The sequence below is a fragment of the Mesorhizobium sp. M7A.F.Ca.ET.027.02.1.1 genome (assembly GCF_004022985.1).
Taxonomy (GTDB): domain Bacteria; phylum Pseudomonadota; class Alphaproteobacteria; order Rhizobiales; family Rhizobiaceae; genus Mesorhizobium.
The window spans coordinates 1-16,138 of record NZ_RZOL01000001.1 but is presented as its reverse complement, the minus strand read 5'-3'; the positions used below and the strand labels follow the sequence as shown (position 1 = coordinate 16,138).

13 protein-coding genes and 1 pseudogene are annotated in these 16,138 nt (G+C 62.4%); 7 read left to right on the top strand and 7 right to left on the bottom strand.

Annotation, left to right across the window (positions count from 1 at the left end; translation table 11 throughout):
• Window positions 1–16 precede the first annotated feature (16 nt).
• Window positions 17–1,408 carry a phospholipase D-like domain-containing protein gene (locus EN749_RS00075; protein ID WP_245491209.1) on the bottom strand — a complete coding sequence of 464 codons (1,392 nt, stop codon included), beginning with the start codon at window positions 1,406–1,408 and terminating at the stop codon, window positions 17–19.
• A 1,077-nt stretch (window positions 1,409–2,485) separates the two neighbouring features.
• Between EN749_RS00075 and EN749_RS00065 the strand changes: the two genes are divergently transcribed.
• Window positions 2,486–3,832 (top strand): FAD-binding oxidoreductase, encoded by a 1,347-nt coding sequence (locus tag EN749_RS00065; protein ID WP_128362362.1) that lies wholly within the window; start codon window positions 2,486–2,488, stop codon window positions 3,830–3,832.
• 57 nt (window positions 3,833–3,889) lie between these two features.
• On the opposite strand, the gene EN749_RS00060 is transcribed toward EN749_RS00065, so the two are convergent.
• The 6 genes from EN749_RS00060 to EN749_RS00035 all read right to left on the bottom strand — a co-directional run bounded on the left by EN749_RS00060 (window position 3,890) and on the right by EN749_RS00035 (window position 10,310).
• Entirely contained in the window at window positions 3,890–5,158 is a 1,269-nt protein-coding gene (locus EN749_RS00060; RefSeq protein WP_128362361.1) for a D-tagatose-bisphosphate aldolase, class II, non-catalytic subunit, read from the bottom strand.
• The gene (locus EN749_RS00055; RefSeq protein ID WP_127395308.1) at window positions 5,158–6,144 is read right to left on the bottom strand and encodes a sugar kinase; all 987 of its coding nucleotides are present in this window, start codon (window positions 6,142–6,144) and stop codon (window positions 5,158–5,160) included. Before EN749_RS00055 ends, EN749_RS00060 begins: the two co-directional genes overlap by 1 nt.
• A 153-nt stretch (window positions 6,145–6,297) precedes the next feature.
• A complete protein-coding gene (locus EN749_RS00050; protein WP_128362360.1) occupies window positions 6,298–6,927 on the bottom strand; it encodes an HAD family phosphatase in 630 nt (209 codons plus the stop codon).
• Complete coding sequence (locus tag EN749_RS00045) at window positions 6,927–8,447, bottom strand: FGGY-family carbohydrate kinase (protein WP_128362359.1); 1,521 nt, start codon at window positions 8,445–8,447, stop codon at window positions 6,927–6,929. The genes EN749_RS00050 and EN749_RS00045 overlap by 1 nt, the downstream gene beginning before the upstream one ends.
• Window positions 8,448–8,609: 162 nt before the next feature.
• Complete coding sequence (locus EN749_RS00040; protein ID WP_023809131.1) at window positions 8,610–9,410, bottom strand: BtpA/SgcQ family protein; 801 nt, start codon at window positions 9,408–9,410, stop codon at window positions 8,610–8,612.
• A 39-nt stretch (window positions 9,411–9,449) separates the two neighbouring features.
• Window positions 9,450–10,310, bottom strand: coding sequence for a DeoR/GlpR family DNA-binding transcription regulator (locus EN749_RS00035; RefSeq protein ID WP_127395311.1), 861 nt, complete (start codon window positions 10,308–10,310; stop codon window positions 9,450–9,452).
• Window positions 10,311–10,475: 165 nt separating this feature from the next.
• On the opposite strand from EN749_RS00035, the gene EN749_RS00030 reads away from it, so the two are divergent.
• From EN749_RS00030 to EN749_RS00005, 6 genes and pseudogenes are all read left to right on the top strand, one after another.
• Window positions 10,476–11,276 carry an SDR family NAD(P)-dependent oxidoreductase gene (locus tag EN749_RS00030; protein WP_127318852.1) on the top strand — a complete coding sequence of 267 codons (801 nt, stop codon included), beginning with the start codon at window positions 10,476–10,478 and terminating at the stop codon, window positions 11,274–11,276.
• A gap of 174 nt (window positions 11,277–11,450) precedes the next feature.
• Window positions 11,451–12,626, top strand: a complete 1,176-nt coding sequence (locus tag EN749_RS00025) for an ATP-binding cassette domain-containing protein (protein ID WP_128362358.1) — start codon at window positions 11,451–11,453, stop codon at window positions 12,624–12,626.
• Window positions 12,623–13,453 carry a carbohydrate ABC transporter permease gene (locus EN749_RS00020; RefSeq protein WP_127395313.1) on the top strand — a complete coding sequence of 277 codons (831 nt, stop codon included), beginning with the start codon at window positions 12,623–12,625 and terminating at the stop codon, window positions 13,451–13,453. Before EN749_RS00025 ends, EN749_RS00020 begins: the two co-directional genes overlap by 4 nt.
• A 95-nt stretch (window positions 13,454–13,548) precedes the next feature.
• A complete protein-coding gene (locus EN749_RS00015; RefSeq protein WP_128362357.1) occupies window positions 13,549–14,844 on the top strand; it encodes a sugar ABC transporter substrate-binding protein in 1,296 nt (431 codons plus the stop codon).
• Window positions 14,845–14,949: 105 nt separating this feature from the next.
• Window positions 14,950–15,864 carry a sugar ABC transporter permease gene (locus EN749_RS00010; RefSeq protein WP_128362356.1) on the top strand — a complete coding sequence of 305 codons (915 nt, stop codon included), beginning with the start codon at window positions 14,950–14,952 and terminating at the stop codon, window positions 15,862–15,864.
• A 59-nt stretch (window positions 15,865–15,923) separates the two neighbouring features.
• Window positions 15,924–16,138, top strand: a pseudogene (locus EN749_RS00005) (hypothetical protein); the annotation flags it as partial.

The following is a 16,138-nucleotide window of genomic DNA, read 5'->3' as shown; positions in this document are numbered from 1 at the left end:
TTGCATCTCCACACTATTAGAGCTGGGAGCGTAGCCTGCTGGCAAAGTAGTCGGTGACCTTTTCGCTCACCGGACGTGCTTGCCACTCTTCCAGCCTGACTTGCCTTGATCGTTTCAGGTCCTCGTTGAAGATGTCTATTTGCGTTCGCGCGAATTCCATGCCGTAGACGTTCAGACTGGCCTCATCGTTGAGGCGCAAGGAACGCTCATCCAGATTGGCCGAGCCAACGCTCACCCAGACATCGTCGACGATCAAAAGCTTGGGGTGGTACATTGTGGGTTGAAACTCAAAAATGCGCACACCGGCTTTGAGCAATTCGCCCCAGAAATAACGTGAACCCTTTCGCACTATGGGCACATCCGTCAGCCAATTGGGAACGATGACATCGACCGAGACGCCTCGCTTCCTTGCATCAAGAATCTGCTGCAGGGCTATGTCGTCGGGCACGAAGTAGGCCATGCCGATGCGCAGATGATCCTTGGCCGCGGCTATTGCTGCCAACATCATCAACTCCATGTTCTCCGAGCCGTTTGGCTGCGAAGAAAGTATCAACTGGGCATCGAGCCCACCAGCGGGCGCAACTGCAGGGTAGAACTTTCCGCCCTGCAATGTCTCGCCGGTCGTCTCAAGCCAGTTTTCCGCGAACGCCGCTTGGAATGCGGACACGGCGGGTCCTTCGATCCGGTAGTGCGTGTCGCGCCATTCATTTGAGTTGCGTGCGTTCCCGCGCCAATTATCGGCAATGCCGACGCCGCCAGTGAATGCTACCCGGCCATCGACGATCAGCAGTTTGCGATGAGTTCGGTTGTTCACACGGTCCAACGTATACCAGCGTAAAGGCCGATAGCGTTCGAACTTCACACCGGCAGTGGTCATGATGTGGATCAAGTCCTCGTCGAAGGGAAGGCTGCCAACCCAGTCGACGTTCACACGGACTTCGACGCCTTCGCTGGCCTTCGCCGCCAATGCGATCGCGAACTCGTAGCCGATGGCTCCTGACCAATAAATATATGTCTCCATGTCGACGCTGGATCGAGCCGTCCCGATTGCTTGCAGCATAGACGGAAATATTTCGTCTCCGTTGATGAGAGTTTGGACCGCATTGGAATCGAACATCTGCCCTTGCGAATAGCTGCTCATCGTCTCGGAAAATTGGGGATCCGTAGCGTCGAACCGATGGGGGACGATTGATCGTAGAACGCGCGGCTCTGGAGTAAGATTTATGATCAACACCGTGAGCAGGCTGGCCATGGTGGCGATGGCCAGATAGATGAGCACCTTTCGCCAAAGCTCAATGCCGGAGGTCTTCTTGCGGGCGCCTGACGCGACAAAACCGAAAGGCTGCACGTCAATCGCCCCGCTGCTGGCGATGGCGATGCTTTTCGATCTCCTCGGGCTCTTCATCATCGATCCGCGTGATTGCGGCTCCGTGCCAATCCAAGCTCTGTCGCTCGAAGATCATCCAAAGAATTGCGTAAGCCAACAAGATCAGGAACGCAGCGGGACGAGAGGTCAATGTGCCAATTGAGGTAAGCACGCTTGTGACCGTATGGTTTGCCATTCCAAAGAACTCGCGGCAGTGCCCCTGGTTCCCATGAGGCATCATGCCGCCCCGCCGTGCCTACAGTGGCTTATGGGTAGGCCACTTGAGTACATCGCCTCTGGCCAGTCGTTACTTTCGATCGAGCACCTTTCGGACCTTCTCGGCCAACTAGTCGATCGTGTAGGGTTTCGTCAAAAGCTCCGTTCCAAAATCGAGCGTGCCATTGTGACAGCGATACATTGTCCTGCCCATTCGTTCGAGCATCAAAAATCCCGGAGCATTCTGGCAGCCTGGAAAATGCGAAAATGAATTCGTGGTCCAATGCCGTCGGTATTTAACTTGGGCGATGCAGCTATGTTCCTGCTTTTGCAAAAATTGCGCAGCCTCGTACGCGATGCAAGGTGCGTCTGTCCGTGTCGCCGGCGGAATATCCGCTGCCGAGATCGTGTTACCTATTGTGATACGTATTGTGATACAAACGACACCCGGCAAGATGGAAAATGTAACAAAAACAGCTAGTGACGGGCTGAGTGATCCCAGCCAACGGTACCATCGGGTTTTTCCTGTAAGTAATTGATTGGTTGGACGATTTTACGGAATTGCTCTGGCCCTTGAGCCATTTTGGCGGTTTTGTGATACCTATTGCATTCCGGCCTTCGCGCTCAAGGTTCAGACCAGTTGGGCCGGCCTGCGAATAAGCATGCTCGCCAACGATTTCTCGGGAACTGCTTGCAACACTCGCCAGGCCGGCGGTTTCAGGACTCATTGTCCAGGGCTCTTCCAAACCCGCGATCTGCCGCCGTCCTTGTCGGCAAGCACTAGCTGACGATCAATCTCCTCGCGTGGTATCGACATTTCACGGCGGCCAGATATCGCTGCCCAGATCTCGCTGCCAGCGTGGACCGGATGTCGCCGCAGCATACCAAGAAGGACGGTGCTCTTTGACAATCTTCCCCTTCACCGAAGCCACCTCGATCCAGTTCCAGCAGCCGCTGCCGAAGACCTCGGAAGTCGTGATCATCGGCGGCGGCGTCATTGGCGTGACCACGGCACTGTTTCTGGCGCGACGGAACGTCTCGGTGACGCTGCTGGAAAAGGGCCGCATCGCCGCCGAGCAATCCTCGCGCAATTGGGGCTGGATCCGGCAGCAGGGCCGCGATGCCGACGAACTGCCGATCGTCATCGAAGCGCAGCGCCTCTGGCGGCAACTGGCGCAGGAATGTGGCGAGGACATAGGGCTGAAGCAGACGGGCGTTACCTACCTTGCGCGGACAGACAAGGAGATGGCCGGTTTCGCGAAGTTTCTCGATATTGCCCAGGCTCATGGCGTCGACACGCGTCTCCTCGACCAAGGTGAGTTGGCAAGCCTGATCCCTGCCATGTCGCGCCCGTTCAAAGGCGCAATGATCACCCCGTCGGACATGCGGGCGGAACCTTGGGTCGCGGTGCCCGCGCTTGCTCGCCTGGCGGCCCGCGAAGGTGTGACGATCATCGAGAATTGCGCGGCACGTATGCTCGACATCTCCGCGGGACGCATCAGTGGCGTCTGGACCGAGAAAGGGCACATCGCGACCTCGAGCGTCGTCGTCGCCAGCGGCGCGTGGACGTCGCTCTTTCTGCGCGCCCACGGCATCTCGATTCCGCAGCTCAGCGTCAGGGCGACCGTCGCCGCGACAGCACCGATGCCGGAAATCCACACCGGTGCCGCCGCGGATGAATGCATCGCTTTCCGGCGCAGGCAGGATGGCGGGTATACGCTCGCATCGGGAGGCAGCAGCCAACTCTACATAGGGCCGGACGCATTTCGCCATGCGGGCAAATATTTCAGCGCCCTGATGGCCAATCCCTTCGGCACGCGCTACCTGCCGGCCGCGCCGCGAGGATACCCGGATGGCTGGTCGACGCCGCGCAGATGGAACGCGGATGAAGAAAGCCCTTTCGAACGGATGCGGGTCCTCAATCCCGCTCCCGAGACGTCGGCGCTTCGCGCCATCGACCGCGGGTTCAGGGAGCTTTTCCCTCAGTTCACGACTGTGCCGATCAAGGCGAGCTGGGCGGGCATGATCGATGCGATGCCTGATGTCGTGCCCATCGTCGATCGCGCCGCTGCGATCCCAGGTCTCGTCATAGCGACCGGGATGAGTGGTCACGGCTTCGGCATCGGACCCGGCATTGGCCGTGTGCTGTCCGACCTCGTCCAAGGCAACGAGACCGGGCACAACCTCCACAGGTTCCGTCAATCCCGTTTCAGCGATGGCAGTCCGATCCGATTGGGGCCATCGCTGTAAGCGTTCCTGCCGCCCGCCAGCCCATGCGCTCTGGCCTTGAACAACCGGACGAAGGGTTCAGGTGCCGCATGCCCCGGCGTAGGCCTCGATGCTCCGCCGGACGTGACCGATCGCGATCTCCTCGACGTCGCAGGCGCGGTCAGCCCATGTGACTGCAGAAGGCAGGTGCTGGAGAAACAGCGTCACCGGCACCTTGCGGCCGTTCAACGTATCGAAGAGACGGTTGCAGGCGGCACGGGCTTGCGGGATCGCCCAATAATATCGGATGCGATCGGAATAGGAGTAGTGGCGCAGCGTCCGCTTGTCGGCATCGCTTCCATGATAGTGGCTTGCCCAATTCTTGGGGGTGCCTTGCATCAGCTCTTCCATTGCGTGGTAAAGTGGCCGCTCGCCATAGCCAGGCACCAGGTCGGAAGCGATCAGGTCGAGCGCGTACAGCGCCTCGCGCAGCTTGAAGGTCAGCTCGGGTCCGACCTTGAGGACGGCGAAGCCGTCCTCGACGAGTTCACGCAACGGCCTCTCACCTTGATAGTCCGTCGAATGGGCTTCGAAAATAAGCGACGGCAATCTGTCGAGGGTTGCCGCCAGGTCGCGGGCCTTTGGCCGATCGTAGAAAATCACATTCTGGTTGCCGAACTCCACGCCCGGCTGCACCACAAGCCCGATGACGCGGGAAAATGCGCTTTCAAGCCCGGCGGTGTGGAATGCCTGGGCATGAATGGCATGTGTCTGGCGAGCGGCCTCCGGACTGGTCGGGGTGATCGCATCCAATGTGTGATCGGCGCCGCCGGGCGGCGGCACTTCCGTGCCGATGATGTAAACCGGGCTTGCCCCGCCGCTCTGCGCTGCCGCCTGCTCCGCGACGCCTGCCAGCCTGGCCGCGCGCCCGGCCACCGTGTGGTCGTCTAGCGCCGCCGGTTCACCCGCGCAGCCCATCGAGGCATCGAGGTGGATCTTGCGGAAGCCGGCGCGGACATAGGCATCGATCATCGTCCCGGCCTGCGCCATCGCCTCCTCGGCGGGCCGGTCTCTCCAGGGATTGGGGCCGAGATGATCCCCGCCAAGCACGATCAGCTTTTGCGGGCACTGCTCGGCTGCCGCGAGCGCTTCCACCATCGCCGCGAAATCGGCCGGCGTCATGCCCGTATAACCACCCAGATGATTGACCTGATTACACGTCGCCTCGATCAGGACGGTGGTGCCGGTTTCCCGCCCGTGGCGCAGTGCGGCTTTCAGCACCAGCGGGTGCGCCGAGCACACCGAGGTCACCCCGATTTTCTTCCCGTCCCTGTGCAGGTCCGGCAAATCGTCGATCGCCACACGCATCAATTTCTTCTCGCCGTTCTTGCCATGAAATCCTCCAGCTCGGCCGGCGTGCCGGCTCCCTCCATGGGACCGAGGCGTGTGACGTTGCGCGCCCCTGCCGCGTTGGCGAATTCGAGCGCCGTCTGCAGCGCCATCCCCAGCCGCCGGCATGCGACATAGGCTCCCCCGAAACAGTCGCCGGCGCCGGTGGGGTCCGTTTCCTCGACGATGAGGCCGGGGCAATCGGCGCGGGCTCCGGTGCTTTGACGGGCTGACGCGCCATGTTCGCCGCGCTTCACGGCGATCTCCTTGACCCCTCGTCTGAACAGCGCCTCGATCGCGCGTTCCTCCCCGTCCGTGCCGGCGGCCAGGAACAATTCATTGCCCGACGGCAGCAGCAGGTCCGCTTCGTCCACCAGACCGGCGAATTTCTCCTCGGTCTGGCCGTGCGCCAGCAATTCCTTGCGCAGGTTCGGATCGAGCGACATCGTGCCGCCGCGTGCCTTGATCAGCGGGATCGCGCGTTCGGTGATCGCCCAGGCTGCGGGACTTGCGAACACCGTTCCCATGACATGGATATGCCCGCAACGCGCGATCAGCGCCTCGACCTGCGGGCTCCATTCCAGTCGGGCGGCGGCGGATTTGGCGATGTTGTAGACGAAATCGCGGCTTCCGTCCGTGCGGTAGCGAACAAAGGCGCTGCCCGTCGGATAATCCGGGGAAACAGCGATGGCCGAAGTGTCTACGCCGTCCCGCTTCAGGCGCTCCATGTTGACGACGCCGAAATCGTCGTCGCCGACCACGCCCACCATTGCGGCCGCTCCGCCCATACGTGCGCATTGATCGATGAAGATGGCGGGCGCGCCGCTCGGAAAGGGACCAATGAGGTCGATAGGTTCCCGGAAGCCGGTGCCCGTCTGCCTCGCGACGATCTCTACCAGGATTTCTCCAATCGTCACGGTTGGCCCGAGCGAGTCCGCTGCAAGTGTTTGGGGGAGGTCGTTCATCAAGCGTCCAATCCTGGGTGTGGTGTCGTTCGCGGTTTCACGACGCCGAGGCGCAAGAGGATTCCTACCGGATCGATGTGAATCGATCAGCTGCCATCACGCTACAAACCTGCATGCATGGTCAAGCGCACACTTGGAACGACGCGCAAACCCTCAGCCGGGAAACAGGTTCAGGATCGACGACAGGCGGTTGGTGCTGAGATCGACGTCGCCGAGCAGGCCGCCGCTGGGGAGATAGCCGACCACGAACAGACCGGCGGCTCGTGCTGCCTTAGTGCCGGTGCGGCTGTCTTCCACGGCCACCACCGACCCTGGAGCTACGGCGAGCTGCCGGCAGGCCTCGCGATAGGGCGTGGGGTCGGGCTTGCCGGCCGACACGTCGTCGAGGCTGATTGTGAGACTCATATGGTCGAGCACGCCGAGCGCATCGAGATTGGCATTGACGACTTGCCGGCCGGAATTCGAGACGCAGACCTGCGGGACGCCGCGGTCAGCCAGGGTCCGAATCGTCTCGACCGCCTCGGGGATCGGGACGGCGTTCGCCCGGTTCGCGACGTAGTGGGCATTGATAGCGGCGAGCCACTCCGCCTGGTCGAGCCCGACCGGGAGACGCGGACGCAGCGTTGTCCAGACGTCGCCCATATGGATGCCGCGAAAGGCTTGGTCGGGCAGGTCGTCAAGATCGACGTTCCAGTTGCGGCAGCCGGCGAGGAGGGATTGATGATGCAACGGCTCGCTGTCGATCAGCGTTCCGTCGATGTCCCAGGCGACGGCGCGATACATCACGATGACGATCCCGCTCTGGTCGCGCCAGGAGCCGACAGGCGCGCATAAAGATCGCGATAGCGGCGATAGCCGTCGCGGTAGATGTCAGCCTTGCGCGGGTCGGGATCGAGCCGGTCGGCGAAGCTGACGAAACCGGAAACGCCCGACCAGTCGTCGGTCAGGCCGACGCCGATCGCCGCCGTCCAGGCAGCGCCGATACAAGAGCCGGGGTGCCCGGTCAGGCGTTGGACCGGCTTTTGCAGGACATCCGCGACAATCTGCATCCAGACCTTGCTGCTTGAGCCGCCGTCGGAGGCGAGATAGCGCTCGGTCCGGTGGCCCATGTCGTTGAGCACCTCGATATGATGCGCGATGGCAAAGGCATAGGCCTCGAGCAAAGCGCGCCAGACATGGCCGATATCGTGCGACAGCGTCAGCCCATCGATCACGCCACGAGCCGCTGGATCATGGATCGGCGTCTTCTCACCGAGGAAGTAGGGCAGGATGGTGAGGCCATCGGCACCGGCGGGACGCTCTGCCGCCAGCGCATCGAGCCGCTGGTGTACCGAAATACCCTCGGCCTGTGCCGTGGCCATCTCGCCGCCGGCGAAATTGCGTACGAACCAGTTGAGGCCCGAGCCGCCGGTCGACATGCAGCCATTGGGCATGAACAGGCCCGGCACCAGGTGGTAATCGAGATACATGCGGGGATCTGGCTTGATCTGATCGGTGGCGATCAGGATATCGACCGAGCCGCCGAATTTCAGGAGGACATCGCCTGCTTTGGCAACTCCGGCGCCGAGCGCGGAGGCGATCATGTCGGCCGCACCACCGACGACAGGTGTTCCCGCCATCAGGCCGGTCTCATCCGCGGCCTTCGCCGAGACGGAACCGAGGATCTCATGCGAGGCGATCTTTCGTGGCACGGCCGAGCGCGGTATGTGGGCGAGCGCCACCAGGTCGTCGTCGATCCGGTGCGTCGAAACATCGACGAAGCCGGCCTCCAGCGCCCAGTTCTGCTCGACCGCACGTTCACCGGTGAGGCGCCAGTTGATATAGTCATAGGAGCCGAAAACGGTGGCGATGCGGCTGAACACCTTCGGCTCGTGACGCTCTATCCAGCGCAGCTTTGCGGTGACCAGCTGTTGGTTGATGCCGTTGCCGGCCTTGGCGATGAAAGCCGCCTCATCGCATTCGGTCCGCAGTTCGGCAACTTCGGCGCCACAGCGGCCGTCGCTCTGCTGGATGCTCGGTCGCAGCACCTCGCCCTGGTCGTCCAGAAGAACGACCGCCGGCAGCATGCCGGTGGTGCCGATCGCCACGATCTCTTCGGCCTTGATGCCGCTGGTCCTCAGCAACTCCTGCACGATGTCGCGGACATTGGTCCACCATTGCGCGGGATCTTCCTCGGCCCAGCCCGCATGCTCGGAATGCAGCGTGACGGGGCGCGAGGCGAGGCCCAGCACCTGATCGGGAAGCCGGATCAGAATGCCGATCGTCGAGGTGGTGCCGATATCGAGACCGAGAACGAACGCCATGTCGAATCCATTGAAATGCCGGGAAGGGCAGGCGGGCGAACCTGTCTGCCTCGTCGTGTCCCGCTGCTCGATACCAGTCGATCATTCCGGACGCCGGCCCGCAACGATCGATATGATCACCGCGAGCCGGCGCGATGGCCGGCATCGCCGTGGAAGCCGTTCTCAGCGCAAAGTGGCGACAACGTCCATGAAGCGTTTGACCCGATCGCCGTCGACGGCGTTCCAGGTATTGCCATCGATCTTGAAATGGGTCCCGATCACGACGCCGCTCGCCAGCGAAAGGACATCGCGGACATTGTCGATGTTCACGCCGGTGTTGGCGAAGACCGGCACGTCCTTGATCGTCTCGCAGACGCTGCGCAGGTGGGACTGGTCGGCCGGCTGGCCAGTGATCGGACCGGAAACGAGGATGGCGTCGGCCATCGACGAGAACACCGCGCTCTTGGCGCGCAATTCAATAGGACGCTGGTCGAGCGAGTGTGCGAACTCTGCATTGATGTTGAAGAGAAGCTTCATGTCGTCGCGGCCAAGATTGTGCCGCAGGCGCGAGGCGGCGGCGCAATCGGGCTCCCACAGGCCCATGTCGGAAGCAAACAGGCCGGTGAAGATCTCGCGCACGAAACGGGCTCCGGTGGCTGCCCCGATCGCGACGCTGGCAGTCGGGTCCCAGAGATAATTGACGCCAAACGGCACCTTCAGCTCGGGTTTCACCGCCTGGACGATCGCGGTCATGGCGGCAATGCCTTCGGGCGGCGCCTTGAAGACATAGGGGCGGTCGTTCTCGTTGCCGAACATGATGGCATCGACGCCGCCGCTCTGCAGCTTGCGGATGTCGGAGAGCACGCCATCGATCAGCTTGTCGAGGCCGCCATCGGCATCATAGAGGGGCGTTCCCGGCAGGGCACCGATATGTGCCATCGAGATGACAGCCTTCTTCTTGTCGCCGAAAAATTCAAATACCATCGAGTCGTCTCCTTGGGGATAAAGTGAAAATGTTGCGCCTCAGTCGCGCGTCAGCGGCGGCGCGATGCGCAGGTCGACCTTGGCCGCGGCGAGCGCCGCGGCGATCTTGGCCGGCGGCTCGGCATCGGTGATGAGGATGTCGACGTCCGACAGTGGCGCTATCCGCACCAGCGACATGCGCAGGAATTTGGCGGAATCGCAGAGCACGATCTTGGTGCCTGAGCGTCTCAGATAGGCGCGCTTCATATCGGTATCATCGAAGGAATAGTCGAAGAGGCCGTCCGCCGTGATGCCGGAGACGCCGATCACGGCGACATCGAACCACAGCGCCTCGAACTGGGCGATGGCCGCGGGCCCGCCGGTCGACATCTCGTCGGCCCGTACACGGCCGCCGGCAACATAGACTTCGGGCACGCCGCCGTTCAGCGCCGCCGCGATCCTGAGGCTGTTGGTGAACACCTTGGCGTGCGGAAGGTCCTTGAGGTGCTCGGCCATCAGATAGGTGGTGGTGCCGACATCCAATGCGATCGTGCGGTATCCCGAAACCAAGGCGGCCGCGGCGGCGGCAATCGCGGCCTTCGGGTCACGGCGCTGGCGCAAGCGCGAATCGAAACTCGGCTCCTCACTGTCCATGGCGACCAGCGGCGGGTTGTCCGCCTCGATCGCACCTCCGTGGATTCGTACAAGCCTGCCCTCGCGCTCCAATTCGACCAGATCACGGCGGATCGTCATGTCGGAAACGGCGAGTTCGGCCGCTGCCGCAGCGACGGTGAGCGACCCCGTGCGGCGCAGGAAAGCCAGGATGCGTGCCTGTCGATCGTGCGCGAGAAGGCGCTGACGATCGGCATCACGCGGTGCGCCATGCGTGGACGATAGGGGAGAGGCGGTGTCGTCGGCCATCGATGTATCCGGTGGGTAAGCCGCTGACGAAGCGGTCTGCAACTTCGACTCTACCGCATGATCAAACATTTTCAAACAAAAATATGTTTGCAGTGTTCGAATTTATTGGTATGCATCTCGATATTAACAGAACGCGTTCCGCCACCAAGCAGAGAGATTACGATCATGCCGGCTGCCTCCGTCATTCCTCCAGTGCTTGCCGAACTCGCGGGCAAGCGTGCCTTTGTGACGGGTGGCGGCGCGGGGATCGGTCGCGCGATCGCGACCGCCCTGACGCGGCAGGGTGTCGCCGTGGCGATCGGCGATCTGGATCCCGACGCGGCGCGCAAGGCGGCCGAGGAGATTGGCGGCGGTGCCGCCGCCGTCACGGTCGATGTTCGCCGTCGCGATTCCGTCGAGGCGGCCTTTGCCACTGTGCTGGAAGCGCTAGGCGGCTGCGATATCCTGATTGCCAATGCCGGCGTGTCCACCATGCAGCACGCGCTCGATCTGACCGACGAGGAGTGGGACTTCAACTTCTCGGTCAATGCGCGCGGGGTATTCCTCGCAAATCAGATCGCTGGACGGCATTTTGTCAAGCAAGGCACGGGCTGCATCGTCAACACCGCCTCGCTTGCCGCGAAGGTCGGTGCGCCGCTCCTGGCGCATTATTCGGCATCCAAGTTCGCCGTGCTCGGCTGGACCCAGGCCTTTGCCCGCGAACTCGCGCCCAAGGGAATCCGCGTCAATGCCGTCTGCCCGGGGTTCGTCAAGACCGGCATGCAATCGCGCGAAGTCGAATGGGAGGCGCATCTGCGGCAGGTCACGCCCGAACGGGTGGTCGCCGACTATATCGCGCAGACGCCGCTCGGCCGGCTCGAGTTGCCGGAGGATGTCGCCGACGTCGTCGTGTTCCTCTGCTCGGATCAAGCCCGCTTCATGACTGGCCAGGGCGTCAACGTGACCGGCGGCGTCTACATGACCTGACGGCTTTTGGCGGCTGTAACCGGATCCTGATGCTGGCACGCGCCATCCAAAAAAGTGAACACATATGATCAGAAGGCAGGCTTTCAATGTTACATTTTGTTCTCTAAGATGACCGTTCGCTCGACTTCGGCCTTCGGCGTTCAGCCGGGTCAGACGGGTTCATGAGGAATGTCTATGGCGTCTATCGAGCTCGATCGCGTTTCCAAGCTCTACGGCAATGGCAATTACGGGGTGCATGAGGTCGATCTCACCATTCCCGATGGCGAATTCGTGATCTTTCTCGGCCCGTCGGGATGCGGCAAGTCGACGACGCTGCGGATGATTGCCGGCCTGGAGAGTATCTCCTCCGGCGATCTTCGCATCGGTGGCAAGAGCGTCGCCAATGTCGCGCCGCGCGACCGCAACGTCGCGGTGGTTTTCCAGAGCTACGCGCTCTATCCGCATATGTCGGTGCGGCAGAACATGGCTTTCGGGCTGAAGATGCGCGGCACCGACGCAGCAGTGATCGATGCCAAGATTGCCGACGCCGCGAACCTGCTCGGTTTGCAGAATCTTCTCGGCCGCAAGCCGGCAGCGCTTTCGGGCGGCCAGCGTCAGCGTGTCGCGCTTGGCCGGGCGATCGTTCGCGAACCGGCGGCCTTCCTGCTTGATGAACCGCTGTCCAACCTCGATGCGCAGCTGCGTGCCGAGATGCGGCTCGAACTCGTCAAGCTGCACCGACGCCTCGGCCGCACCATCGTCCATGTCACGCACGACCAGGTCGAGGCCATGACCATGGGCGATCGCATATGCATCATGCGCGATGGTCGCCTGGTCCAGGCCGGCCGGCCGCTTGAAGTCTATGCCGACCCGGTCAACACCTTCGTCGCGCGCTTCCTGGCGACGCCGCCGATGAACCTCATTCCGGCCACGCTTCAGGCCGCACCTGGCGGAGGGCTCTCCGTCCTGACCGATAGTGGTGCCGTGCTTGCCGTCCCCGCCCGCCACCGCAACGCTTATGGCGAGCGTGTCGGGCGCCGCGTCATTCTGGGCGTGCGGGCCGAGGATTTCCACGAAAGCCCCGACAAGCCGGACTGGCAAAAGATTTCCGTACGGGTCGTGGCCGTCGAAGCTCTCGGCGCCGAGAACGTCCTGATCGGCCAGATTGCCGGTCAGGCCACCGGCACGGACGATGCCCACCCCGCCGGAGGCGGCAAGCCGTTGGAGATCGCCGCCCGCCTGAGCCGTTATTTCACGGCGCCCGTCGGCTCGATCGTCGAACTCTACATCGACCCGCTGCCGATGCACCTGTTTGATCCCGAAACCGAACTGGTGATCGCGCGGCCGAGCCTCATGGGGGCCACTCGATGACCAGCATGGACAGAAACGAGCGGCCGGCCTTTCGTCGCCGCTTCGGCCTGCATTTCGGGCTGATTGTCGTTTGCGCCATCGTGCTGCTGCCGCCGCTCTGGGTGCTGCGGACGAGCTTCGTGCCCGAGCAGCTATCCTACAGCAACGAGCTGATGCCGGCCTTTACGACGGACAATTATTCGGCGCTCCTGTCGAGCCGCTTCGGTCAGTCCTACCTCAACAGCCTGATCGTCGCGCTCGGCTCGGTTCTACTCGCATTGCCTTTTGCCGCCACCACCGGTTATGCCTTCGCCCGTTTCCGTACGGGCGGTCGGTGGGCGCGTTTTGCCGTTCTGGCGACGCAAATGCTGCCGCCCGTGGCGCTGGTGCTGCCGACCTTCACGCTGTTCCGAAGCCTGGAGCTCAGCAATTCGCTGACCGGGCTGATCATCGTCTATGCCGCGCTCAACCTGCCTTTCCTGACCTGGATCCTGATGGGCTTCTTCGAAGGCATTCCAGTCGATCTGGAGTGGGCGGCCCTGACCGACGGCGCGACCGCCTGGGGCGCCTTCTGGCGCATTGTACTGCCGGTGTCGATGCCCGGTATCGCGGCCGCCGGCGTCCTCGGCTTCATCCTGGCGTGGAATGAGTTTTTGTTTGCCCTGGTTTTGAGCGGGCCGAAGACGGCGACCATACCGGTTGCGCTCGCCGCGTTGCAGACCTCGAACGGCGTCCAGATCGCCAAGGTCTCTGCCGGCGTCGTCCTTGCCATCCTGCCGCTGGTCGTGGCTTCCCGCTTCATCCAGCGTTTCATCGTCCAGGGCTTGACGTTCGGCAGCGTGAAATAGGCCGGCCGCTCCGAGAGCCGACATGGCTCGCTAGCCGGTTATGAAATCGTGACGGGATCACCGCCGCGTCCAGAGGGAAAGAGGAGTAGAGAGTTATGACTTGGAACAAGCAGACCTTGATCAAAATGCTGATGACGGCGGTGAGCGGGGCAGCGGTTGTCAGCGCATCGCTTCCGGCCAGGGCGGCTGAGCCCATCACCTTGCACGCCTTGATGGAGGACGTGCCGGAAACCAAGATCATCGAAGCGCTGTTGCCCGAATTCGAGAAGCAGACCGGCATCAAGGTCGAGTTCGAGAAGATCGGCTATCCCGACATGCACGACAAGCTGGTGTCGCAGCTGACCGCGCCGCAGAGCTACTACAATGTGCTCGAGGTCGACTTCCTGTGGGCCGGCGAATTTCCGGCGGCCGGCTGGCTCGCCGATCTGAAACCTTTCGTCGGGAAATCCAAATACGATCTGAGCCCCTTCATCCCCTCGACGCTTGACCTGCTCGGCCGGACCAAGGATCAGCTGTTCCTGGTGCCCATGTACAACTACTCGATGGGCCTCCTCTACCGCACGGACCTGATCGGCGACGAGAAGCTCAAGGCCGCCTACAAGACGGCAACCGGCAAGGAACTCGCTTTGCCGACGACCCTCGAAGACTATGTGGCGATTTCCAAATTCATGAAGGCCAATGCCGGCGTCGCCGGAGCCGCGATGCAGGGCCAGCGCGGCGATCCCAACAGCATGGAATTCTCCAACTACCTGTTCTCCGCCGGCGGCAGCTATCTTAATGCCGACGGCAAGGCGAGCCTCGACACGGCAGAGGCCAAGAAGGCGCTCGATCTCTATGTCGACAACATCCAGCATGGCGCCCAGCAGGGTGCCATATCGGCGACACTCGATGACACCATGCGCCTGATGTGCAGCGGTTCCGCCTTCAGCATGGTCACCTATTGGTGGATGCTGCCGCAGATGGACGATGCCGTGAAGTGTCCGACGGTCGCCGGCAAGGTCGGCCTGTCGGTGATGCCGGGTGGCCATGGCGAAAGCGGCGGTTGGGGCTGGGGCATTCCCAAGAACACGTCGCCGGAAGAGCAGGAAGCCGCATGGACTTTCATCCAGTGGGTGCAGAGCAAGGATGTTTCGGTGAAGCGCGCGCTCGAGGGCCACGCGCCGGTGCGCAGCGATGTCTATGCCGATGCGGCGGTGCTGGCGAAATATCCCTTCTACAAGACCGCCGAGGATGTGGTGGCGACCGGCAAGTCGTTTCCGATCTTCACCTATTCGGCGCAATACGAGGATCTGCTCGGTACCCAGCTCTCGCTGGCGGCTGGCGGCCAGGCGACATCGGACGCGGCGCTGAAGGCGGCTTCCGACGGCTTGCAGGGGCTCCTCGACAAATAGCGGTCCGGCTCGGCAAGGAGATCCGGCGCGGCGGTGCCAGCCGCGCCGGATCTTGTCAGACCCCGGATCTTGACGAGATCAGCAACCGACCAAGGCTCGGCCACGATGCACAATGCGATCAAAAAAGGATGGGCTGCCCGTGGCCGCGAGTGGCGGACCGGCTGGGCCTTTGCCTTGCCCGGCCTGTTGCTGCTGGCGATCGTGATGGGCTTTCCGCTGGCCTATGCCTGCATCCTCTCGATTTCCTCGATGACCTTGATCAAGCCGCAGCTTCTGCCGCTTGTCGGGTTCAAGAATTTCGCCTCGATGATCGGTGATGAGCTGTTCTGGAACGCGCTCTGGCTCACCGTGCGCTATTCGGCGGTGACGGTGGTCGGCGAGTTCGTGATCGGGCTCGGCATTGCCCTGATGCTCAACCGGACGGTCCGGATGAAGCCGGTCTATTTCGCGGTTCTGACCATTCCCATGGCGATGTCGCCGATCAGCGTCGCCCTGATCTGGCGCATGCTGCTCCAGCCCAATCTCGGCATCGCCAATCATCTGATGGAAACGTTCGGCCTGCCGCGCCTCGACTGGCTAGGCACGCCAGGCATGGCGCTCTGGACGATGGCGGCGATCGACATCTGGCAGCAAATGTCCTTCGTCGTGCTGATCCTCGCCGCGGGGCTCGCAGCTTTGCCGCGAGATCCCTATGAGGCGGCTGAAGTGGACGGCGCACGCGGCTGGCAGCAATTCTTCTACATCACCCTGCCGATGCTGCGGCCGGTCGCGGCGATCACCATCATCATCCAGCTGATCAACGAGTTCCGGACCTACGATCTGCCCTATGTCCTGACCAAGGGCGGGCCTGGCAACGCGACCGAAGTGCTGAGCTTCTTTGCCTATCGCCGTGCCTTTCTCGGCCTTTCGCTCAACGAAGGCGCGGCCGCCGCGTTCGTGCTGCTGCTGATCGTCCTTCTGCTCACCGTGATCTTCTTTGCCGTCCTCGAACGCTCGCAATCGGGAGAGGGCCGGAGGTAGGCTGTTAAGCCTTGAGCAATCTATACGGCCTATCCTGGCTTGCAGATTGTCGAGGGAACATGAAACGCCAGCCGCTTCTGCTTTTCGCCTTTCCGTTTCTCATTCTGGCGGTCCTGGCAGGGGAGCGCATGGCGACCTTGTTGCTGGGCACCTATCCGGCCAGCCCCACCGCATGGTGGCTATGGCTTGAACTGCGCCCTCTGTCGACGGTGCTTTGGCAGCAGGTCGATGTCTGGCTGGGCGGCTCCATGGCTATCGACGCCGTCATTCCTGT